The 20,234-nt window shown below is 65.1% G+C and carries 20 protein-coding genes; 15 read left to right on the forward strand and 5 right to left on the reverse strand.

Annotated elements, in window-relative coordinates; translation table 11 throughout:
• Nucleotides 1-1,599 (forward strand): GMC family oxidoreductase, encoded by a 1,599-nt coding sequence (locus tag JQ603_RS21240; protein ID WP_212342261.1) that lies wholly within the window; start codon nucleotides 1-3, stop codon nucleotides 1,597-1,599.
• A gap of 185 nt (nucleotides 1,600-1,784) precedes the next feature.
• On the opposite strand, the gene JQ603_RS21245 is transcribed toward JQ603_RS21240, so the two are convergent.
• Entirely contained in the window at nucleotides 1,785-2,546 is a 762-nt protein-coding gene (locus JQ603_RS21245; RefSeq protein ID WP_212342262.1) for an SDR family oxidoreductase, read from the reverse strand.
• Between the two features lie 122 nt (nucleotides 2,547-2,668).
• Here JQ603_RS21245 and JQ603_RS21250 point away from each other — a divergent pair, with 122 nt between their 5' ends.
• Together JQ603_RS21250 and JQ603_RS21255 are read left to right on the forward strand one after the other, a co-directional pair.
• Nucleotides 2,669-3,181 carry a CvpA family protein gene (locus JQ603_RS21250; protein ID WP_212342263.1) on the forward strand — a complete coding sequence of 171 codons (513 nt, stop codon included), beginning with the start codon at nucleotides 2,669-2,671 and terminating at the stop codon, nucleotides 3,179-3,181.
• A gap of 201 nt (nucleotides 3,182-3,382) precedes the next feature.
• Nucleotides 3,383-4,165: an SDR family oxidoreductase gene (locus JQ603_RS21255; protein WP_212342264.1), complete on the forward strand. Its 783-nt coding sequence runs from the start codon at nucleotides 3,383-3,385 to the stop codon at nucleotides 4,163-4,165.
• 50 nt (nucleotides 4,166-4,215) lie between these two features.
• Here JQ603_RS21255 and JQ603_RS21260 read toward each other — a convergent pair whose 3' ends face one another.
• Nucleotides 4,216-4,692 carry a DUF3775 domain-containing protein gene (locus JQ603_RS21260; RefSeq protein WP_212342266.1) on the reverse strand — a complete coding sequence of 159 codons (477 nt, stop codon included), beginning with the start codon at nucleotides 4,690-4,692 and terminating at the stop codon, nucleotides 4,216-4,218.
• A gap of 132 nt (nucleotides 4,693-4,824) precedes the next feature.
• Here JQ603_RS21260 and JQ603_RS21265 point away from each other — a divergent pair, with 132 nt between their 5' ends.
• The 8 genes from JQ603_RS21265 to JQ603_RS21300 all read left to right on the forward strand — a co-directional run bounded on the left by JQ603_RS21265 (nucleotide 4,825) and on the right by JQ603_RS21300 (nucleotide 12,846).
• On the forward strand, nucleotides 4,825-5,673 hold the full coding sequence (locus JQ603_RS21265; protein WP_212342268.1) for an MBL fold metallo-hydrolase: 849 nt from the start codon (nucleotides 4,825-4,827) through the stop codon (nucleotides 5,671-5,673).
• A gap of 221 nt (nucleotides 5,674-5,894) precedes the next feature.
• Nucleotides 5,895-6,737 (forward strand): fumarylacetoacetate hydrolase family protein, encoded by an 843-nt coding sequence (locus JQ603_RS21270; protein ID WP_212342270.1) that lies wholly within the window; start codon nucleotides 5,895-5,897, stop codon nucleotides 6,735-6,737.
• A gap of 186 nt (nucleotides 6,738-6,923) precedes the next feature.
• On the forward strand, nucleotides 6,924-7,535 hold the full coding sequence (locus JQ603_RS21275) for a glutathione S-transferase family protein (protein ID WP_212342271.1): 612 nt from the start codon (nucleotides 6,924-6,926) through the stop codon (nucleotides 7,533-7,535).
• Between the two features lie 13 nt (nucleotides 7,536-7,548).
• Entirely contained in the window at nucleotides 7,549-8,418 is an 870-nt protein-coding gene (locus tag JQ603_RS21280) for an MBL fold metallo-hydrolase (protein WP_212342273.1), read from the forward strand.
• A 119-nt stretch (nucleotides 8,419-8,537) separates the two neighbouring features.
• Complete coding sequence (locus JQ603_RS21285) at nucleotides 8,538-9,686, forward strand: alpha/beta fold hydrolase (RefSeq protein WP_212342275.1); 1,149 nt, start codon at nucleotides 8,538-8,540, stop codon at nucleotides 9,684-9,686.
• Nucleotides 9,687-9,753: 67 nt separating this feature from the next.
• Nucleotides 9,754-10,725, forward strand: a complete 972-nt coding sequence (gene mbfA / locus JQ603_RS21290) for an iron exporter MbfA (RefSeq protein ID WP_212342277.1) — start codon at nucleotides 9,754-9,756, stop codon at nucleotides 10,723-10,725.
• 194 nt (nucleotides 10,726-10,919) lie between these two features.
• The gene (locus JQ603_RS21295) at nucleotides 10,920-12,392 is read left to right on the forward strand and encodes an amidase (RefSeq protein WP_212342279.1); all 1,473 of its coding nucleotides are present in this window, start codon (nucleotides 10,920-10,922) and stop codon (nucleotides 12,390-12,392) included.
• A 100-nt stretch (nucleotides 12,393-12,492) separates the two neighbouring features.
• Nucleotides 12,493-12,846: a nuclear transport factor 2 family protein gene (locus JQ603_RS21300; RefSeq protein WP_212342280.1), complete on the forward strand. Its 354-nt coding sequence runs from the start codon at nucleotides 12,493-12,495 to the stop codon at nucleotides 12,844-12,846.
• Between the two features lie 165 nt (nucleotides 12,847-13,011).
• Here JQ603_RS21300 and JQ603_RS21305 read toward each other — a convergent pair whose 3' ends face one another.
• Both JQ603_RS21305 and JQ603_RS21310 read right to left on the reverse strand, forming a co-directional pair.
• On the reverse strand, nucleotides 13,012-14,100 hold the full coding sequence (locus JQ603_RS21305; protein ID WP_212342281.1) for a Zn-dependent alcohol dehydrogenase: 1,089 nt from the start codon (nucleotides 14,098-14,100) through the stop codon (nucleotides 13,012-13,014).
• A 44-nt stretch (nucleotides 14,101-14,144) separates the two neighbouring features.
• Nucleotides 14,145-15,929, reverse strand: a complete 1,785-nt coding sequence (locus JQ603_RS21310) for an acyl-CoA dehydrogenase family protein (RefSeq protein ID WP_212342282.1) — start codon at nucleotides 15,927-15,929, stop codon at nucleotides 14,145-14,147.
• Nucleotides 15,930-16,159: 230 nt separating this feature from the next.
• Here JQ603_RS21310 and JQ603_RS21315 point away from each other — a divergent pair, with 230 nt between their 5' ends.
• The 3 genes from JQ603_RS21315 (at nucleotide 16,160) to JQ603_RS21325 (ending at nucleotide 18,287) form a co-directional block, all read left to right on the forward strand.
• The gene (locus JQ603_RS21315; RefSeq protein WP_212342283.1) at nucleotides 16,160-16,861 is read left to right on the forward strand and encodes an SDR family NAD(P)-dependent oxidoreductase; all 702 of its coding nucleotides are present in this window, start codon (nucleotides 16,160-16,162) and stop codon (nucleotides 16,859-16,861) included.
• A gap of 116 nt (nucleotides 16,862-16,977) precedes the next feature.
• Nucleotides 16,978-17,808, forward strand: coding sequence for an enoyl-CoA hydratase (locus tag JQ603_RS21320; RefSeq protein WP_212342284.1), 831 nt, complete (start codon nucleotides 16,978-16,980; stop codon nucleotides 17,806-17,808).
• A gap of 308 nt (nucleotides 17,809-18,116) precedes the next feature.
• A complete protein-coding gene (locus tag JQ603_RS21325; protein WP_212342285.1) occupies nucleotides 18,117-18,287 on the forward strand; it encodes an RNA polymerase sigma factor region1.1 domain-containing protein in 171 nt (56 codons plus the stop codon).
• A 50-nt stretch (nucleotides 18,288-18,337) separates the two neighbouring features.
• On the opposite strand, the gene JQ603_RS21330 is transcribed toward JQ603_RS21325, so the two are convergent.
• A complete protein-coding gene (locus JQ603_RS21330; RefSeq protein WP_212342288.1) occupies nucleotides 18,338-19,228 on the reverse strand; it encodes a LysR family transcriptional regulator in 891 nt (296 codons plus the stop codon).
• 120 nt (nucleotides 19,229-19,348) lie between these two features.
• Between JQ603_RS21330 and JQ603_RS21335 the strand changes: the two genes are divergently transcribed.
• Nucleotides 19,349-20,191, forward strand: a complete 843-nt coding sequence (locus tag JQ603_RS21335) for an oxidoreductase (protein ID WP_212342290.1) — start codon at nucleotides 19,349-19,351, stop codon at nucleotides 20,189-20,191.
• The last annotated feature ends 43 nt before the right edge of the window (nucleotides 20,192-20,234 follow it).

Below are 20,234 nucleotides of genomic sequence, written 5' to 3' on the forward strand. Positions count from 1 at the left end.
TTGGCCGACACATTCGATTTCGTCGTCGTGGGCGCGGGCTCCGGCGGCTGCACCGTCGCAGGCCGGCTGTCGGAGGATGCGGCGACATCGGTGGCGCTGCTCGATGCGGGCGGGCGGAACGACAATTGGCGGATCACCACGCCGTTCGGGCTCGCTTTGCCGTACCGCGCGGCCAACTGGGCGTTCGATACCGTGCCGCAGAAGGGATTGAACGGCCGTATCGGCTATCAACCGCGCGGCAAGGGCCTCGGCGGTTCCTCGGCGATCAACGCGATGGTCTACATCCGCGGCAACAAATGGGACTACGACCACTGGGCCGCGCTCGGCAATTCCGGCTGGTCGTATGCGGACGTGCTGCCCTACTTCAAGCGCTCGGAGCACAACGCCGATTTCGACGGCGCGTATCATGGCAAGGGCGGCCCGCTGCATGTCAACAGACTGCGCTCGGAGAATCCAATCCACGACGTCTTCCATCAGGCTGCGCGCGAGGCGCAGTTCCGCATCCGCGAGGACTTCAATGAAGAGGACCATGAAGGGCTCGGCAGCTACCAGGTGACGCAGCGCAATGGCGAGCGCTGGAGCGCGGCGCGCGCCTATGTGCAGCCCCACGTGGACAAGCGCGCGAATCTGCGCGTCGAGACGGGGGCGCACGCCACGAAAATCCTGTTCGAGGGTGGGCGCGCAGTCGGCATCGAATATGTGCAGGGCAAGCAGAAAAAGCAGCTGCGCGCCCGCCGCGAGGTGATCCTCGCCGGCGGCGCGTTCCAATCGCCGCAGCTATTGATGCTGTCGGGCATCGGCGATGGCGAGGCACTTGGCAAGCATGGCATTGGCATCACCCATCACCTGCCGGGCGTCGGACGCAATCTGCAGGACCATCCGGATTTCGTGTTCGTCTACGCCTCCGACTATCCGCACTTCGTTCACTCGTCACTGGGACGGCTTCCATCCCTGCTGCGCGCGATCCAGCGGTACCGCAGGGAGCGACGCGGCCTGATGACCACCAATTTCGCCGAGTGTGGCGGCTTCCTGAAGACCAGGCCCGACCTCGACGTATCAGACATTCAACTGCACTTCGTCATCGCGATGCTCGACGACCACGGCCGCAAGAAGCACAAGGAGGCGGGCTTCTCATGCCATTTCTGCCTGCTCAGACCGAAGAGCCGCGGCAGCGTATGGCTGAAAAGCGCCGATCCGCTCGCAGCCCCCATGATCGATCCGAACTTTCTGGGTGAGGCGGAGGATCTCGAGGCGATGGTCGCCGGCTTCAAGACCACGCGGCGCCTGATGGAGACGCCGGCACTGCGCGCGCTGCAGAAGAAGGACATGTTCACATCCGATGTGCGAACCGACGACGACATACGCAGCGTTCTGCGCGCGCGCGTCGACACCGTCTATCACCCCGTCGGCACCTGCAAGATGGGCACGGATGCGATGGCCGTGGTCGATCCCGCGCTGAAGGTGCACGGCGTCGAGGGACTGCGCGTCGTCGACGCCTCGATCATGCCGACGCTGATCGGCGGCAACACCAATGCGCCGACGATCATGATCGGGGAGAAGGCGGCGGATATGATCAGGGGAGAGATGCGGGCGAGTTAGGCGATGCGGTCGCCCAATTCTCCGCTGTCGTCCCGGCGAAGGCCGGGACCCATACTCACGCGGGAAGTTGCGCGGCGAGCCGGTAACTCCGAATCTTCGCCAGAATACGTTTGGTGGCTGTGGGTCCCGGCCTTCGCCGGGACGACGACGGAGTAAATGGCGCCTTCCAAGCCATACGGCCTTGCTCAACTCAGCAAGAATCCGCCGTCCACCGTCACCACGCTCCCCGTCATGTACCGCGACGCCTTCGACGCCAGCAGCAGGATCGCGCCGTCGAGATCGGATTCGGCGCCGACGCGGCGCTGGGGGATGCGTTTGGCGAGGCGCTCGCCGGCGGGCGTCGACCAGAAGGCGTGGTTCATCTCGGTGTCGATGTAGCCGGGCGCGAGCGCGTTGATGCGAATGTTCTGCCCGGCGAGCTCCAGCGCCATCGCTTTGGTCGCCTGGAGGATGCCCGCCTTGGAGATCGCGTAAGGCGAGACTGCCTTGAGCACGCCGGTGCCGAGCACGGAGGCGATGTTGACGATGTTGCCTTCCTGCTTGCGCGCGATCATGCGGCGGGCGATTTCGGTCGCAAGGAAATAGGCGCCCTTGAGATTGGCGCCGATCACGGCATCCCAATCCGCCTCGGTCTGCTCGGTCGCCAGCTTCTCGATGGCGATGCCGGCATTGTTGATCAGCACCGTGACCGGACCGAGCGCGGCTTCCGCGGCATCGACGGCCTTCGCGATCGAGGCCGTGTCGGTGACGTCGAGCGCGACGGCGGCGGCGCGGCCGCCCTTGCCGCGGATTTCTTCTTCCAGGCTCTTCAATTTGTCCGTCTGCCGCGCGGCGAGCGCGACGGCCGCGCCATGCGCGGCCAGCACCCGGGCAAATTGCCGCCCCAGCCCCTGGCTCGCGCCCGTGACGAGGATGGTTTCTTTACTGACGTCGAATAGGCCTGACATGACAATGTCCTTGCGCGTGCCCCCTGATCCTTTGGAGCCAATCAATACAGACGATTTTAGCGATCTGAAACCGGAATGACCGGCTCGGCGTTCATTCGTTCCATCAAGGCAGGGTTGTGCTCATGAACAGTTTCGATTTCGCCGTCTATGCCGCGCTCGCCGTCGCGGTGGGCCTCGGTTTCAGGACCGGCCTGCTCCGCAGCGCCATGACCATCCTCGCCTATCTCATCGCCGCGCCGATCGCGGTCGCGCTGATGCCGCTGATCGCGCCGCAGATTGCAGCCAATCCGAACTCGCCGCTGCTGCAGAACTGGATCTGGTTCTTCGGCATCTTCGTCGTCGTCGGCATGCTGTTCGGCCATATCGGCCGCGTCGCGCTGAACGACACCATCGGCGAAGCCGGCATCGGCGACCGGCTCGGCGGCGCCGCGCTCGGCGCCGTCAGGGTCAGCCTCGTCGCCACCACGCTGGTGCTGGTGTTCGACCGGATCGTGCCGGCGAACCTCCAGCCGCCATTCCTCGCCGGCTCGCATCTGCGGCCGTTGTTCTCCACGGTCGGCCAGATGGGCTTCAAGTCACTGCCGCCGGAGGCGGCGTCCGTAATCGACCGCCTCAAGCAGGAGCGTCGCATCTAGAGCGCGATCGGATCGCGCTCTAGCTTATTGTCTGGGCATGATCTTTTCGGAAAACCGCTACACACTTTTCCGGATCATGCCCGTTTGCATCGCCGCGGGCCGCGCCATGCATTTTGACGCGGCTCCCTCCCTTATCAGCCGCGTCACAGTTGGCTAGAGTGCGGCCCATCCAAAACCTGCCTGACATTACGGAGTGATACAGTGGATCTTGGGATCAAAGGTCGCCGCGCCATCGTCTGCGCATCCAGCAAGGGCCTGGGGCGCGCCTGCGCCATCTCGCTGGCGGAAGCCGGCGTTGACGTCACGCTGACCGCGCGCGGCGCCGAAGCTTTGAAGAAGACCGCGGACGAGATCCGGAAGGCCTATCCTGGCGTGAAGGTCACCGAGATCGTCGGCGACATCACGACGCCGGCGGGGCGCGAGGCGGTGCTGAAGGCCTGCCCGGATCCCGATATCCTGATCAACAATGCCGGCGGCCCGCCGCCCGGCGATTTCCGCAACTGGACCCGCGACGACTGGATCAAGGCGATCGACGCCAACATGCTGACCCCGATCGAGCTGATCAAGGCGACCGTCGACGGCATGATGGCGCGCAAGTTCGGCCGCATCGTCAACATCACCTCGGCCGCGGTAAAGGCGCCGATCGACATCCTCGGCCTCTCCAACGGCGCGCGCGCCGGCCTCACCGGCTTCATCGCCGGCCTGTCGCGCAAGACGGTGATCAACAACGTCACCATCAACGGCCTCTTGCCCGGCCCGTTCGAGACCGACCGCCTGACCGGCACCGCGAAGGCCGAAGCCGACAAGCGCGGCACGACGCCGGAGCAGATCCTGGCCGAGCGCGCCAAGCTCAACCCCGCGGGGCGCTTCGGCCAGCCCGACGAGTTCGGCTATGCCTGCGCCTTCCTCTGCGGCGCCAAGGCCGGCTTCATCACCGGGCAGAACATTCTGCTGGACGGTGGTGCGTTCCCGGGCACGCTGTAACGCCCCTTTGCTCTCTCCCCGCTCCTGCGGGGAGAGAGCGCCTCGCAACATCACCGCTGCTTCGTCGGTTCGTCCTCGTCCCGCTCGCTGGGATCGGAGGAATCGGCGCTGAGGCGCTCGTCGGTCCAGTCGATGCCGAAGGCATCGAGACCGTCGGCGAGCAGATCGCCCAGCATCGGCTCGCCGAGCAGGTACTGCACCGTTTCATGCCGGGGCTTACGATACTCGGACCGCGCCTCCACCGCGCGGGCACGTAAATCGTCCCAATCGTCGATCGTGCCGTCGCCGCGACCGAGCCAGGTCAGCGCGACGAGATCGACCTGCTCGTCCTCGTTCAGCGCAACGATGAAGCCGCCGAGCTCGCTGGCGACGGGATCGGAGCCGTCATCCCCCAGCACATCGACCGCATCGTCATCGCTCGGATTCGAGCCCGAATCGGGATCGGCATCCCCTTCCTTGACGTCGAATTCGCGCGCCTTCTCGATGATGAAGGCGACTTTCTCGGCGGAAATTGCAAGCTCTGGCATGGCAGCCTCTCTTGGCGTCGCGTCCTCTTGGGTTCCCGCGATAACGCCGCATCGCACCAGATGATCCATTGCACTTGACGGCGGAAAACCGCATGTTTCGGCACCAAAACAAGAACATGGGGAAGGCGCCCGATGCGGTGGAAAGTGGGCAGGGTCAAAATCACTGAGGTGGTGGAATTGGAGACGGTCGGCTCGACCCGCTTCATCCTGCCGCTGGCGAGCAACGATGAAATCCGCAAGCTGCCCTGGCTGATCCCGCATTTCGCCACCGAGGAGGGCCGGCTGAAAATGTCGATCCATTCGCTGGTGGTGGAAACGCCGAACCGGCGCATCGTGGTCGACACGGGTCTCGGCAACGACAAGCAGGGCCGCAACGTCCCGACCTGGAACAACCGCACCACGCCATTCCTGGAGACCATGATTGCGGCGGGCTTTGCGCCTGACAGCATCGACACGGTGCTGTGCACGCATCTTCATGTCGATCACGTCGGCTGGAACACGAAGCTGGTCGATGGCCAATGGGTGCCGACCTTCCCGAAGGCGCGCTACGTCTTCGGCCGCACCGAATACGAGCACTGGCGCGACCATTCCACCGAGCCGGACAAGGCCGCCGTGTTTGGCGATTCCGTGCAGCCGATCGTCGACGCCGGCAGGGCCGATCTGATTCCGAGCGATCATCAGCTGTGCGACGAGATCAGCATGATCCCGACCCCGGGCCACAGTCCCGGCCATATGAGCATCCTGATCAAATCCGGCGGCGAGCAGGGCCTGCTCACCGGAGACGTCGCCCACCATCCCTGCCAGATGGCGCATCTGAACTGGTCCTCGACCGCCGATTCCGACCAGGCGCAATCCGCGGCGACGCGGGCCGAGCTGTTCGGCCGCTTTGCCGAAACGGAGACGCTGGTGATCGGCGGGCATTTTTCGGCCGGGCACATCAGGCGCGACGGGGACGCGTTCAGGTTCGTGGCGCTGCAATGACGCGGTCGTAGGGTGGTTAGCCGAAGGCGTAACCCACCACGTCTGCATCCTTGGAGAGAGAAGCGGTGGGTTACGCCCGAACTGCGCTTCGCGCAGCCGCGGCCTAACCCACCCTACAAAGTAAGGGCTGCAATGCACCTCGTTTTGAGCGGTTGAATTTCCCGCCGCCCTGTTCCATGAAGCTCTTAACCGATCGGTCCAATCTCCAGGGAGAAACGAGAATGAAGCTTGTTCGTTATGGCGAAAAGGGTGCGGAAAAGCCCGGCCTGATCGACAAATCCGGCCAGTTGCGCGACCTGTCGGCGCATGTGAAGGACCTCACGGGCGAGGCTTATTCGCCGGAGTCCCTGAAGAAGCTGGCGGCCCTCGACCCCGCCTCGCTGCCCGCCGTCTCCGGCAAGCCGCGGTTCGGCGCGCCCGTCACCGGCATCTCGAAATTCGTCGCCATCGGCCTCAATTACAGCGACCACGCCAAGGAAACGGGCGCTGCGATCCCGACCGAGCCGATCATCTTCATGAAGGCCAACACCTCGCTCTCCGGCCCGAACGACGCGGTGGAGAAGCCGCGCGGCTCGACCAAGCTCGACTGGGAGGTCGAGATCGCCGCCATCATCGGCACGCGGGCCAAGTACGTTTCCGAAGCCGACGCGCTGAACTATGTCGCCGGCTATTGCGTCTGCAACGACGTCTCCGAGCGCGCCTTCCAGATCGAGCGCCTGGGCCAGTGGACCAAGGGCAAGTCCCACGACACCTTCGGCCCGGTCGGCCCCTGGCTCGCCACCAAGGACGAGATCAAGGACGTGCAGAACCTGTCGATGTGGCTCGACGTCAACGGCCAGCGCCGCCAGACCGGCTCGACCAAGACCATGATCTTCTCCATGGCCAAGTGCGTCTCCTATGTCTCGCAGTTCATGACGCTGCTGCCGGGCGACATCATCACCACGGGCACCCCGCCCGGCGTCGGCCTCGGCATGAAGCCGCCGACCTTCCTCAATGTCGGCGACGTCGTGACGCTCGGCATCGAGGGCCTCGGCGAGCAGCGCCAGGAGATCGTGGCGGCGTAAGGCCTCCGCCCTCATCCTGAGGAGCGCGCAACGCGCGCGTCTCGAAGGATGCGCCACAAGCACAGTCGCCCGACGTTCGCGCCGGGTGACGAGAGACCCTCCCTCGCTGTCCATCCTTCGAGACGCGCGCCAAGGGGCGCGCTCCCTAGGGATGAGGACCGTATGTCTGGATAGAGGTTATTTCCCATGAAACTCTCCTTCTCCCAAGCTTCGCCCTTCGCCCGCAAGGTGCGCATCGCCGCGATCGAGCTCGGGCTGATCGACAAGATCGAGCTGACGCCCGCGACCGTCGCGCCGGGCACGGTCAACGAGGACTATTCGCGCATTACGCCGCTGAAGAAGCTGCCGGTGCTGATCACCAATGACGGCGACGTCATTTTGGACTCCTACGTCATCGTCGAGTATCTCAACGAGATGGCCGGCGGCGGCCTGATCCCGGACTACGGTCCGCGGCGCTGGAAGGCCAAGACCAATCACTCGCTGATCAACGGCATGCTCGATTCCATGCTGCTGTGCCGCTACGAGAAGATGGTGCGGCCGCAGGGCCTGCAATGGCAGGCGTGGTCGGACGATCACTGGAACCGGGCCTGGACCGGCATGGCGCGCTTCGAGAACATGCCCGAGGTGCTCAACGGCCCGTTCGACATCTCGCAGATCGGCCTCGTCTGCGTGCTCGGCTATGCCGATTTCCGCTTCGCCGATTGCGGCTGGCGCAAGGCCTATCCGAAGCTCGACGCCTTCCACCAGAAGATGCTGGAGCGGCCCTCCGTGAAGATCTCGGTGCCGCCGGCGGCGTAAGAGCGGAGTTCTCATGAGCCTTAAGTTCTCGGTCGGCGATCTCACCATCCATCGCGTCATCGAGCAGGAGACCTCGTTCGTCCCGGCACTGGAGATGCTGCCGGGACTGACGGCGGAGGTGCTGGCCGAGAACCGGGCGTGGATGCGTGAAGCGAAGGCGCTGGACGAGCAGGACGTGCTGCTGCTGTGCTTCCAGTCCTATGTGGTGAAGACGCCGCACCACACCATCTTGATCGACAGCTGCATCGGCAACGACAAGCCGCGGCCCAATCGGCCGAAATGGAACATGAAGACCGACGACACCTATCTGCGTGCGCTGAACGCCGCTGGATTTGCGGTCGACGACATCGACTTCGTGATGTGCACCCATCTGCACGTCGATCACGTCGGCTGGAACACGCGGCTGGAGAACGGCCGCTGGGTGCCGACCTTCCCCAAGGCGCGCTACGTCTTCGCCAGGCAGGAATTCGACCACTGGTCCGAGCAGAATGCGAAGGCGGAGATTCCGCCTTTCGCCGATAGTGTGCTGCCGGTGGTCGAGGCCAAGCGCCACGAGCTGGTCGGCAACGACCATCAGATCGGCGATCACGTCCGCATCCTGCCGACGCCCGGTCACACGCCGGGCCATATCGCTGTTACGATGGGGCGCGGCAAGGACGACGCGGTATTCTCCGGCGACCTCATGCATTCGCCGCTGCAGACGCTCTATCCGGAGCTGTCGATCAAGTTCGACGTCGACCCGGCCGCGGCAGCGAAAACGCGCCGCAGCTTCCTGGAGCGCTATTGCGACACCGATACGCTGTGCTGCACGGCACATTTTCCGTCACCGTCGGTGGGGAAGATCCGGCGCAAGGGCAACGCGTTCGTGTGTGAGTCGGTTTAGCGAGATGCCGTAGGGTGGGCAAAGCGAAGCGTGCCCACGATGCTCTCGCGTTGAAAAATGGTGGGCACGGCGCTTTGCGCCTTTGCCCGCCCTACGATTCCACCCGAGTGGAGGAAACGATGCCCGATCTCCCCCCAATCCCCCTGCCCGCCGGTATCCGCTCGCGCTATGTCGACGGCATCAACGGCTTGCGCATGCATGTGCTCGAGGCCGGTTTCGAGACCAGAGGCCGTCCCTGCATCCTGCTGCTGCACGGCTTTCCGGAGCTGGCCTTCTCCTGGCGCAAGGTGATGCCGGCGCTCGCGGAGGCCGGCTATCACGTGATCGCGCCGGACCAGCGCGGCTATGGCCGCACCACGGGATGGACCGCGGACTATGACGGCGACCTCGCGCCGTTCTCGCTTCCGAACCTGGTGCGCGATGTGCTCGCTTTGGTGTCGGCGTTCGGCTACAGGCAGGTCGATCTCGCAGGGCATGATTTCGGCAGTCCGGTCGCGGCGTGGTGCGCGCTGATCCGGCCCGACGTGTTTCGTTCGGTGACGCTGATGAGCGCGCCTTTCGGCGGAGCGCCGCCTCGTCCCTTCAACACGGTTGATAGTCCTGCAAAGCCGGCGGCCGAAGACCCCGTTCATCGCGAGCTCGCCGCGCTGCCGCGTCCGCGCAAACATTATCAATGGTACTATTCGACACGTCCGGCCAACGCGGACATGCAACACGCGCCGCAGGGCGTGCATGATTTGCTGCGCGCCTATTATCATCACAAGAGCGCGGACTGGACCGACAACAAGCCATATCCGCTCAAGTCCTGGTCCGCGGGCGAGCTTGCAAAGCTGCCGACCTATTACGTGATGGACGCCGGCGAGACCATGGCGGAGACGGTCGCGAAGGAGATGCCCTCGCCCGCCGCGATCGCCTCCAACCAATGGCTGCCGGACAGCGACCTCGCCTATTACAGCGCCGAATATGGCCGCACCGGATTCCAGGGCGGCTTGCAATGGTATCGCTACGGCACGTCGGGCATGCTCAACAGCGAGATGCAGCTGTTTGCGGGCCGCAGCATCGACGTGCCTTCCTGCTTCATCTCCGGCAAGCAAGACTGGGGCACCTATCAGCGCCCCGGCGTGTTCGAGGCGATGCAGGGGCGCGGCTGCACAAAAATGCTCGGCTGCCATCTCGTCGACGGCGCCGGCCATTGGGTGCAGCAGGAGCAGCCGGCCGAGGTGAGCCGGTTGCTGCTCGACTTCCTCGCAAAGGCCGGCAAGGCCTGATTTGACCTCGGAACCACCGCAGCCTATATAGTTTAGAATAATTCTAAACTAAGAAAACAGGGCCGCCGTGAAGAATTTTGCCGATCTGACCGAGCGCGAGGTGCTGGCGGTCGCGATCTCCTCCGAGGAGGAGGACAGCCGCATCTACATGACCTTCGCCGAGGACCTGAAGGAGCGTTATCCCGACTCGGCAAAACTGTTCGAGCAGATGGCCGAGGAGGAGCGCGGCCATCGCCACATGCTGCTGGAAATGTACGAGCAGCGCTTCGGCCAGCATCTGCCGCCAATCCGCCGCGAGGACGTCAAGGGATTCCTGAAGCGCCGTCCGATCTGGCTCACCAAGAACCTGCCGCTCGACACCATCCGCAAGGAAGTCGAGACCATGGAGCTCGAGGCCGAGCGCTTCTACGCCAAGGCCGCCGAGCAGGCCGAGGATGTCAATGTACGCCGGCTGCTCGGCGACCTCGCCGAGGCCGAGAAGAGCCACGAGCATACCGCCGCCAGGCTAACCGACGAGATCCTCAAGCCCGACGTGCGCGCCGAGGAAGACCGCACGCGCCGGCGCATGTTCGTGCTGCAATATGTGCAGCCGGGCCTCGCCGGCCTGATGGACGGCTCGGTCTCGACGCTGGCGCCGCTGTTCGCGGCCGCCTTCGCCACACATCAGAACTGGCAGACGTTCCTGGTCGGCCTCGCCGCCTCGATCGGTGCCGGCATCAGCATGGGCTTTGCGGAAGCCTTGTCCGACGACGGCTCGCTGACGGGACGCGGCTCGCCCTGGCTGCGCGGCGTCACCTGCGGCGCGATGACGACGCTCGGCGGGCTCGGCCATACCGCGCCGTATCTCGTGCCCGACACATGGGCCAATGCGTTCTGGATCGCGACGGGAATCGCCTGCGTCGTCGTGTTCTTCGAATTGTGGGCGATCGCCTTCATCCGCTCGCGCTACATGGACACGCCGTTCCTCCAGGCCGTGTTCCAGATCGTTCTCGGCGGCGCCATCGTGCTGGCAGTGGGGATATTGATCGGAGCAGCGTAGCGGCCACACACTCGCTGTCATGCCCCGGCTTGACCGGGGCATCCAGTACGCTGCGGCAGCAGTTCGTTCACACAACTCCCGCCGCGGCGTACTGGATCGTCCGTCCCGCCCACACATCAATCACCATCAAACAGCGGTTGCGGCGTTCGGCCAAACTGCGCATCATCCTCTAACAACCAGAGCGGGAGACGCGCGTGGCCAAATCGGAATGGAGTTTCAAGAGTGCGGTCGGGCTGTCAGCCGCATTGAGCGCGAAGAAGGTCTCGGCGGTCGAGCTCACGCAGGATGCGATCGCCCGTATCGAGCGTCACGACGGCAAGATCAACGCGATCTGCGTCCGGGATTTCGATCGCGCGCTCGGCGCCGCGCGCGAGGCAGACGCCGCATTGGCCCGCGGCGAGCGCAAGCCGCTGCTCGGCCTGCCCGTGATGATCAAGGAATCCTTCAACGTCGCCGGCCTGCCGACGACCTGGGGATTCGTGCCGCAGAAGGATTTCAGGCCTGTGGAAGACGCACTGCCGGTGGCCCGCATCAAAGAGGCCGGCGGCGTGATCCTCGGCAAGACCAACGTGCCGGTCGGCCTCGCCGACTGGCAGAGCTACAACGACATCTACGGCACCACCAACAACCCCTATGATCTCGGCCGCACGCCGGGCGGATCGTCCGGGGGATCGTCGGCAGCCCTCGCCGCGGGCTATTGCGCGCTCGCCACCGGCTCCGACATCGGCGGCTCCCTGCGCGTGCCGGCATTTCATTGCGGCATCTTCGCGCACAAGCCGACCATCAATCTCTGCCCGGCACGCGGTGAGACCCCGCCGCCGTTTCCAGCCCTTCCACGCGAAGGCGACCTCGCCGTCATCGGCCCGATGGCGCGCACCGCTGCGGATCTCTCCTTGCTGCTCGACGTCATGGCCGGACCGGATCCGCTGGAAGCCGGCGTCGCCTACAAGCTCGACCTGCCTGCTGCGCGACATCAGTCGCTGCGGGACTTTCGTGTCCTGGTGATCGACAGCCATCCGCTGCTGCCGACCGACCGGGATGTCCGCGGCGCGATCGACACGCTCGCAACCGATCTCGCGAAGGCCGGCGTCACGGTCGCGCGCGAGAGCGCGCTGCTGCCGGATTTCGCGGAGACCTCGCGGCTCTACATGCGCATGCTGCTGGGCTTCCTCGGCGCGTTCTTCCTGCCCGAGGTGCTGGCGGATTCGCGGGCACGGGCAAGCCAATTGTCGCCGGAGGACCGCAGCCTCGGCGCCGAGCGGCTGCGCGGCACGATCGCAAGCCACCGCGCCTGGGTCCTCGACGCGGGTCACCGCGCCGGCCTGCGGGCGAAATGGCGCGCGCTGTTCAACAATTTCGACGCGGTGATCTGCCCGATCATGCCGACGCCGGCTTATCCGCATGATCATCTGCCGGAACAGAGCCTGCGACGCATCAGCATCGACGGCACGGATTACCCCTATTCCGACCAGCTCGCCTGGCCGGGCATCGCGACGCTTCCGGGCCTGCCCGCGACGGCCGTTCCGCTCGGCCTGTCGAAAGACGGACTGCCCGTCGGCGTCCAGATCGTCGGCCCGTGGCTGGAGGACCGCACGCCGCTGAAGCTCGCCGAACTGATCGAGCGGGAGTTCGGCGGGTTCGTGCCGCCGAAGATGTTTGACGACTGATGCTTTCGAGGATTTCCGTAGCCCGGATGGAGTAACATGACTTCGAGATTCCGGGCTCGCGCTCCGCGCGCCCTGGGATGACAGGGAGGGAGGAAGCACCATGAGCCAGGACCTCGAACAGCTCACCGCGCTCAACCGCGACTATGTCGCCGCCGTGCAGGCCTGCGACGTCAGGCGCTTCGACGAGATCCTTGCGTCGGAGTTCTACTGCTCCAATCCCGACAAGACGCTGGTCGATCGCGCCGCCTTCCTGCAGCAGACGGCGCAGCCGATCGCGATCCGCAATCTGCATGCTTACGACATCATCATCCGCATCATGGGCGATTTCGCCATCATCCACGCGGCGACCAGCTACACCACGGCCGACGGCCAGCAGGCGACGGGGCGGTATACCGATTGCTGGGCGAAGAAGAACGGGACGTGGCTGGCGGTGTCCGCGCACGTGTCGCGGTGAGGTGAGCCCATTGCTCCACACCCTCCACGGTCATGCCCCGGCTTGACCGGGGCATCCAGTACTCCGCGGCGGCAATGTAAACGAACGACCGCCGCGGAGTACTGGATCGCCCGCCTTCGCGGGCGATGACACCTGTTTTGTAGCTGCGCTGGTGAACGCCAGCGCTCAGCTGTCGAACACGATCACGCTGCGCAGCGTCTTGCCGGCTTTCATGTTGGCAAAACCCTCGTTGATCTCGCTGAGCTTCAGCTTCGCCGAGATCCAGTCCTCCAGGTGCAGCCGGCCGCGCAAATAGAAATCCACCAGCCTCGGCATGTCGACGCGGAAATGGTTCGAGCCCATCGAGGAGCCCTGGATCCGGCGTTCGCGCAAAAAGTCAAAGCCGTGCAGCTCGATCTTCTGGCCGAACGGGATCATGCCGACGATGGTGGCGGCGCCGCCGGCGGCGAGCATGCCGAACGCCTGCTCCGCGGTCTCCTTGCGGCCGAGCACCTCGAAGGCGTGATGCACGCCGCCATTGGTGAGGTCGCGGACCTGCTTCACGACGTCGCCGTCGGCGGGATTGATGATGTCGGTGGCGCCGAGCTTGGTCGCGAGCTGGAGTTTTACCGGATTGGTGTCGATGGCGATGATGCGGCCGGCGCCGGCGATCTGCGCGCCGTTGATCGCGGCCATGCCGACCCCGCCGCAGCCGATCACCGCCACGGTCTCGCCCGCCGTCACCTTCGCCGTGTTCACCACCGCGCCATAGCCGGTGATGACGCCGCAGCCGATCAAAGCGGCGAGATCGAGCGGCATGTCCTTGCGGATCTTCACGATGGCGTTCTCGTGCACCAGCATCTGCTCGGCGAAGGAGGAGAGATTGAGGAACTGGTGCAGCTTCTCCGGCTTCGACCACTGCATGCGGTTGGAGACGCCCGGCAGCATCTTCACCGTCGCGTCGGTGCAAAGCACGGTGCGGCCGGTGGTGCAATTGTCGCAGGTGCCGCAGAACACCGACAGGCAGGTGACGACGTGATCGCCCGGTTTCACATAGGTGACATCGGAGCCGACCTGCTCGACCACGCCGGCCGACTCATGTCCGAGCACCGCGGGCAGCGGATGCGGATAGAGGCCTTCCATGAAGTGCAGATCGGAGTGGCAGAGGCCGGCGACCGCGGTGCGGATCAGGACCTCTCGCGGCCCCGGCTTCGGCAGGCTGACATCCTCGATGACCAGCGGCTGGTTGACTTCATAGAGGACGGCGGCCTTCATCGAGCACTCCCTATCGCGTTTTTTGTTTGATCGCGGCGCGCAGCCTACGCTGCCAGAACCAGTTCGCCAACCTCGCTCATGCCGGCATCGCGATCACCGAGCAGCAGCGCGGCGATCTTCGCTTGCGCGGCATTTTCCGTCAGCCGGAACGGATCGCTCGGCGACACGCGATGGTCGATGACGAGGCGCGACAGCAGCAGGCGTCGTGCGTCCCCGCGCATCTCGTGAATGCGATGCGCCTCCCAGGCGAGCGCCACTGCACTGGCGACATGATAGAGCACGCTGGTGGCGCGGCGCGCATCGGCCTCATTCTCCGACTTACCCGCGACCTCGCGCGCGAAACCCACTGCACGATCGACCAGGCCGCGCAAATTGTCGCGCCAGGCCTGCGGCACGGAGGCGCTGTCGTCGAGCCGCGCATGCAGATCCGCGGCGAGCGCGGATTCGGCGCCGTGACGGCCGACCGCGCGCCGAAGCGCGTCGATCGCGACGATGTTGCCGGTGCCCTCCCAGACCGAGCCGAGATGCGCATCCCGCAGCAGGCGTGGGGTCGCGAATTCCTCGATGTAGCCGATGCCGCCACGCATCTCGAGCGCATCGCCGCAGACCTTGCGTGCATCGCGGGTGGCACGGAATTTCAGCGTCGGGGTCAGGATGCGCAGCAGCGCCGCCGCATCCTGGCTGCCGGCCTCGGCACGGTCGAGCGCCTCGGCGGTGAGGAAGCTCATCGACAGCGCCTGCTCGACCGGCAGCATGATCTTCAGCATCTGCCGCCGCCCGAGCGGCAGATCGATGATGCGCTGACCGAACACCACGCGGTTCTTCGCCACAGTCATCGCATCGTGATAAGCGCGGCGCATCAACGCGGCCGACTTGACGCCGTTCGACAGCCGCGACGAGTTCACCATCTCGGCCATCTGCACGAAGCCGCGATCGAGCTTGCCGACCGCATAGGCAATCGCGCCTTCGAGCTTGATCTCGCCCGAGGCCATCGAGCGCGTGCCGAGCTTGTCCTTGAGCCGCACGATCCGGTAGTGGTTCTGCGCGCCGTCATCGAGGAAGCGCGGCATCAGGAACAGGCCGACGCCGCGCGTGCCGGGACCGGCGCCTTCGGGGCGCGCCAGCAGCATCACGACTTTCGCGTCGGCATTCGAGCAGAACCATTTTTCGCCATAGAGGCGCCAATGGTCGCCCTCCTGCACCGCGCGCGTGGTCAGTGTGCCGACGTCGGAGCCGCCCTCCTTCTCGGTCATGAACTGGCCGCCTTGCGTCAGCTTGCTCATGTCGGTCGAGGTCAGTCCGTCCAGATATTTTTCCTTCAGCGCCTCGCTGCCGAAATTCGCCAGCAGCTTCGCACAGCCGTCGGTGACGTTGATCGGGCAGCCCATGCCGAATTCGGTCTGGTTGAACAGGAAGGTGAAGGCGTGCTTGGCCACGACCGGGTACTTGTCCGGCCAGCCCATGATGCCCTTGCGGATCGAGAGCGCGTGGATGCCGAACTGGCCGAACGCGGCGTTCTCCAATTCGCGATAGGCCGGGTGATATTCGATCGACTGCACGTCGCGCCCGAACTTGTCGCGCTGGTGCAGCACCGGCGTATGCCGGTCGGCGAGCCGCGCGCACTCGTCGAGCACGCCGCCGGCCATCTCGCCGAGACGGTCGAGATGCGGTTCGATATGGCGGAACAGATTATCCGGCAGATGGATGCGGAGCAGATCCGTCAGCGCCTGATCGGCACGATAGAAATTCATGCCTGACGTATCAGGCGCCAGCAGGCCGGATGGCTCGGCCGCGACATGTTTCGGCTGCGCTGTGACCGGCTTGTGCATGATCGTCCTCTTCGTTTCCGTCCCGCGGACATTTTGCGCTGTTTTGGCGCTTGCCGCTTTGGATGATGTCGATCATGCTCCAGCCACGAAGCACGATAAAGCCGCAAATTGTCAGGGAGGCATGATCGCCGTGAAGGAGCAATTCGCTCTGCGGAATTGTGATCGACCCGGCTGGTCGTCCGCGCGGCGGATGCATAGATCAGCGGCTTCCCGTCCTGAGAGATCACGCCATGGAACATCCGAAATACAAGATCGCGCTCATCGTTGGTGCCGGTGAAGGCCTGAGTGCCTCGCTGGCGCGACTGCTCGCCGCACAAGGCATCCGCGTCGCGCTGGCGGCGCGCAAGGTCGAGAAGCTGGGCGCTCTCTGCAGCGAGACCGGCGCGAAGGCCTATGCCTGCAACGCCACCGAGCCGGGGGAGGTCGAGCGGCTGTTCGGCCTCGTCGAGCGCGAGATCGGCACGCCCGACCTCGTCGTCTACAATGCCAGCGGCCGCACGCGCGGACCGTTCGTCGATCTGATCCCGGCCGACGTGGCGCAGGCGATCGCGGTCAGCGCCTATGGCGGCTTCCTGGTGGCGCAGCAGGCCGCCAAGCGCATGCTGCCGAACCAGCACGGCGCGATCCTGTTCACCGGCGCTTCCGCCAGCGTCAAGGGGTATGCGCAGTCGGCCTCCTTTGCGATGGGCAAGTTCGCGCTGCGCGGCCTCGCCCAGAGCCTGGCGCGCGAACTCTCGCCGCAAGGCATCCATGTCGCGCATTTCGTGATCGACGGCGGCATCCGCAGCGCGGCGCGCACGGAACCTGCCGACAAGCCGGATTCGATGCTCGATCCCGATGCCATCGCGCAGAGCTACTGGAACGTGTTGCAGCAGCCGCGCAGCGCCTGGAGCTGGGAGCTGGAGCTGCGGCCCTGGGTGGAGAAGTTTTGAAGTCGAGCTGCCGTAGGGTGGGCAAAGGCGCAAAGCGCCGTGCCCACCATCTCGGGCACGATAGGCAATGGTGGGCACGCTTCGCTTTGCCCACCCTACGAGAGCAGGGAGGAACAATGAGCAGCGAGACCACGATCGACACCGGCACCAGTGAACTCCTCTGCACCATCCGCGACCGCGTCGCCGTCATCACGCTGAACCGGCCGGAGGCACGCAATTCGCTGTCGGACGCGCTGACCCCGGCGCTGCGCACCATGATCCGGACCTGCGCCGAGGATCCGAACGTCGGCGCGCTGCTGCTCACCGGCGCGGGCGAAGCGTTCTGCGCCGGCGGCAACGTCAAGGGCATGGGCGCGCATCGCGACCCCAAAAAGCTGGAGATGTCGCTGGACGACCGCATCGCCGATCTGCAGGAGCGGCAGCGGCTGCTGACCGGCGCGCTGGTGTCGGTACGCAAGCCGACCATCGCCGCACTCCCCGGCCCCGCGGTCGGCGCCGGGCTTGCCATCGCCATGGCCTGCGACATCCGCATCGCCGCACAATCAACCTTCGTCGCCACCGGCTATGCCCGCATCGCGCTCAGCGGCGACTACGGCATCGCCTGGCTGCTCACCCGCCTCGTTGGCACCGCGCGGGCGCGCGAATTGATGTTCACCGGCGACCGCGTCGACGCCGCGCGCTGCGAAGCCATCGGCCTCGTCAACCGCGTCGTGCCCGACGACAAGCTGCAGACTGAGGCGTTCGCGCTGGCAAAGTCACTCGCCGAAGGCCCGCGCCTGGCATTGCGCTACATGAAGGACAATCTCGACGAGGCCCTGCTGTTCGACTTCGAAACCGCCAGGGACCATGAAGCCGAGCGACTGGTGCGCCTGACCACGACGGCGGACCACAAGGAGGCGGTGCAGGCGTTTATCGAGAAGCGGAAGGCGGTGTTTGCGAGGAAGTAGCAAGATTCGGCAATCTCTGACCGTCACCCTGAGGTGGCCGCGCCTTCGCGGCCCTCGAAGGGCGACAGCCCGGCTGTCGCTGCGAGTCGCGTTTCACGAGCAGCGGGGCCGTGCATCCTTCGAGGCTCCCCATGGGACGCGTTGCGTCCCATGCCTCGCACCTCCAGCGACGACCGCTTCGCGGTCGCGCGGGGATGACGGGATGCGAGTGCAGAAAGAATCCCAGATTACGCTGTGCTCCATGCGCTGCGCGGGCCGAACCATTCGATCATTCCATATAGTAGGGACCCTATTTTTGGGAGTGCTGAATGGATTGGTCTGAGGTGGTCCGGAAGGCCGCCATCCTGGCGGAGAAGACGGGCTATGTTACGTTCGATCAACTCAACGAGTTGGTGCCGTCGACTGAGGCGGAACCGGAGGACATCGAGGCCATACTCACCGCTTTAAGCGAGCGGGGTATCTGGATCGAGGAAGAATAGGCCTTATCGTAGCCCAGATTGCGCTGCGCTCCATCGGGCTACGCAGCTCGCTACTTGGCTGGCGCCCGCGCAAAATCCACGAACGCCCTTAGTGCGGCCGGCAGTTGCCTCCGGCTGGGGTAGTACAGGAAGAAGCCGGGATAGGCAGGACACCAGTCGGCGAGCACGCGCACCAGCTTGCGTTTGGCCAGCAGCGCTTCGACCTGCTGCTCGAAGACGTAGGCAAGGCCGACACCATCCAACGCGGCATCGACCATCAAATCCTGGTCGTTCATGGTCAGTGGCCCCGTGACATCGATCGCGAGCTCGATGCCGCCGCGCTCGAACTCCCAGTGGTAGAGCGCGCCTGACGTGAAGCGATAGCGGATGCAGGGCAGGCCCTTCAGGTCGTGCGGCGTGGCTGGCTGCTTGTGCGATTTGAAGAAGGCTGGCGAGCTGACCACGGCAAAACGGTGCCGCGGGCCGATCGGCACGGCGATCATGTCGGCGGCAATGGTCTCACCGAAGCGCACGCCGGCGTCGAAGCCGGCCGCGACCATGTCGATCAGGGAATCGTTGATGACGATCTCGACGCTGACATCGGGAAATTCTTTCAGGAAGCGCGTCACGACCGGCAGCAGCACCAGCTGGGCGGACTGGCGCGCGGCGGTGAAGCGCAGCGTGCCGGCGGGCTTGCCGCGAAAATTGTTGAGATCCTCGAGCGCATCGTCGATGTCGCGGAAGGCCGGCGTGATGCGGGCGAACAGAAGCTCGCCCGCTTCGGTGAGCGCCACGCTGCGGGTGGTGCGGTTGACGAGCCTCAGGCCCAGCCGCTCCTCGATAGTGCGCAGGCCATGGGACAGCGCCGAGGGCGTGACGCCAAGCTCCGTGGCCGCCGCGCGAAAACTGCGGTGACGGGCGATGGCGAGGAAGGTCGCGAGGTCGGACGGGTCGATCCGCATTGATGAACTATTCTCAGTAGTTTGTGGAACATATAGCGGATTATCTCAGCTATGGCGAGAAGCTACACCTTGCCCATCGGCTTCGGCACATCGCCGGGCCCAAATGGAAAGGGCAACACCATGCGTGTCTGGTTCATCACAGGAGCGTCCCGCGGATTTGGTGCGTTGATCGCTGAAGCGGCATTGAAGGCGGGAGATGCCGTGGTCGCAACCGCACGCGAACCCTCGACCGTCACGGCCCGCCTCGGCGCGCACGAGCGGCTGCTGGCCACCCGGCTCGACGTCACCAGCGAAGCAGAAGCGCACGAAGCCGCCGGACAGGCCGTGAAGAAGTTCGGCCGCATCGACATCCTCGTCAACAATGCCGGCTACGGCCTTCTGGGCGCGATCGAGGAAGCCAGCGACGCGGAAACGCAAAAGCTGTTCGGCACGAACGTGTTCGGCCTGCTCAGTGTCACCCGCGCGGTGCTGCCCCATATGCGCCGCCAGCGTTCCGGCCACGTCATCAACATCTCGTCGGTCGGCGGCTACGCAGGTTTTCCCGGTTGGGGCGTCTATGGCGCGACCAAATTCGCGGTCGAGGGAATCAGCGAGGCGCTATCAGGCGAAGTCGCGCCGCTCGGCATCAAGGTGACCGTGGTCGAGCCGGGCTTCTTTCGTACCAACTTCCTCGACGAAAGCTCGCTGTCGCGCACGGCCGTGCAGATCGAGGATTACCGTGACAGCGTCGGCAAGACTCGCGCGCATGCTGCCGACGTCAACGGTGGACAGCGCGGAGACCCGCGCAAGCTGGCGCAGGCCTTCCTGAAGCTGGTCGATGCGAAAAACCCGCCGCTGCGGCTGCCGCTCGGCAGCGATACCGTGGACCGGATCGAGGCGAAGAACATCCTCGTCGCGCGCGAGCTGGCGGGCTGGCGGACGGTCGCGACCTCGACCGACTTCACCGATGACGATGCCAAATGAGGGCAAAAAAATGCCCGGCGCTGGATGACCAGGCCGGGCTTGC

This window comes from Bradyrhizobium liaoningense (assembly GCF_018130825.1).
GTDB classification, from domain to species: domain Bacteria; phylum Pseudomonadota; class Alphaproteobacteria; order Rhizobiales; family Xanthobacteraceae; genus Bradyrhizobium; species Bradyrhizobium liaoningense_B.

What these genes read in the sequence shown, in the direction of transcription:
- JQ603_RS21245 (WP_212342262.1), bottom strand. Translation starts at nt 2,546, where the DNA reads ATGTCAGGCCTATTCGACGTCAGTAAAGAAACCATCCTCGTCACGGGC.
- JQ603_RS21250 (WP_212342263.1), top strand. Translation starts at nt 2,669, where the DNA reads ATGAACAGTTTCGATTTCGCCGTCTATGCCGCGCTCGCCGTCGCGGTG.
- JQ603_RS21260 (WP_212342266.1), bottom strand. Translation starts at nt 4,692, where the DNA reads ATGCCAGAGCTTGCAATTTCCGCCGAGAAAGTCGCCTTCATCATCGAG.
- JQ603_RS21265 (WP_212342268.1), top strand. Translation starts at nt 4,825, where the DNA reads ATGCGGTGGAAAGTGGGCAGGGTCAAAATCACTGAGGTGGTGGAATTG.
- JQ603_RS21270 (WP_212342270.1), top strand. Translation starts at nt 5,895, where the DNA reads ATGAAGCTTGTTCGTTATGGCGAAAAGGGTGCGGAAAAGCCCGGCCTG.
- JQ603_RS21275 (WP_212342271.1), top strand. Translation starts at nt 6,924, where the DNA reads ATGAAACTCTCCTTCTCCCAAGCTTCGCCCTTCGCCCGCAAGGTGCGC.
- JQ603_RS21280 (WP_212342273.1), top strand. Translation starts at nt 7,549, where the DNA reads ATGAGCCTTAAGTTCTCGGTCGGCGATCTCACCATCCATCGCGTCATC.
- JQ603_RS21285 (WP_212342275.1), top strand. Translation starts at nt 8,538, where the DNA reads ATGCCCGATCTCCCCCCAATCCCCCTGCCCGCCGGTATCCGCTCGCGC.
- JQ603_RS21300 (WP_212342280.1), top strand. Translation starts at nt 12,493, where the DNA reads ATGAGCCAGGACCTCGAACAGCTCACCGCGCTCAACCGCGACTATGTC.
- JQ603_RS21305 (WP_212342281.1), bottom strand. Translation starts at nt 14,100, where the DNA reads ATGAAGGCCGCCGTCCTCTATGAAGTCAACCAGCCGCTGGTCATCGAG.
- JQ603_RS21310 (WP_212342282.1), bottom strand. Translation starts at nt 15,929, where the DNA reads ATGCACAAGCCGGTCACAGCGCAGCCGAAACATGTCGCGGCCGAGCCA.
- JQ603_RS21315 (WP_212342283.1), top strand. Translation starts at nt 16,160, where the DNA reads ATGGAACATCCGAAATACAAGATCGCGCTCATCGTTGGTGCCGGTGAA.
- JQ603_RS21320 (WP_212342284.1), top strand. Translation starts at nt 16,978, where the DNA reads ATGAGCAGCGAGACCACGATCGACACCGGCACCAGTGAACTCCTCTGC.
- JQ603_RS21325 (WP_212342285.1), top strand. Translation starts at nt 18,117, where the DNA reads ATGGATTGGTCTGAGGTGGTCCGGAAGGCCGCCATCCTGGCGGAGAAG.
- JQ603_RS21330 (WP_212342288.1), bottom strand. Translation starts at nt 19,228, where the DNA reads ATGCGGATCGACCCGTCCGACCTCGCGACCTTCCTCGCCATCGCCCGT.
- JQ603_RS21335 (WP_212342290.1), top strand. Translation starts at nt 19,349, where the DNA reads ATGCGTGTCTGGTTCATCACAGGAGCGTCCCGCGGATTTGGTGCGTTG.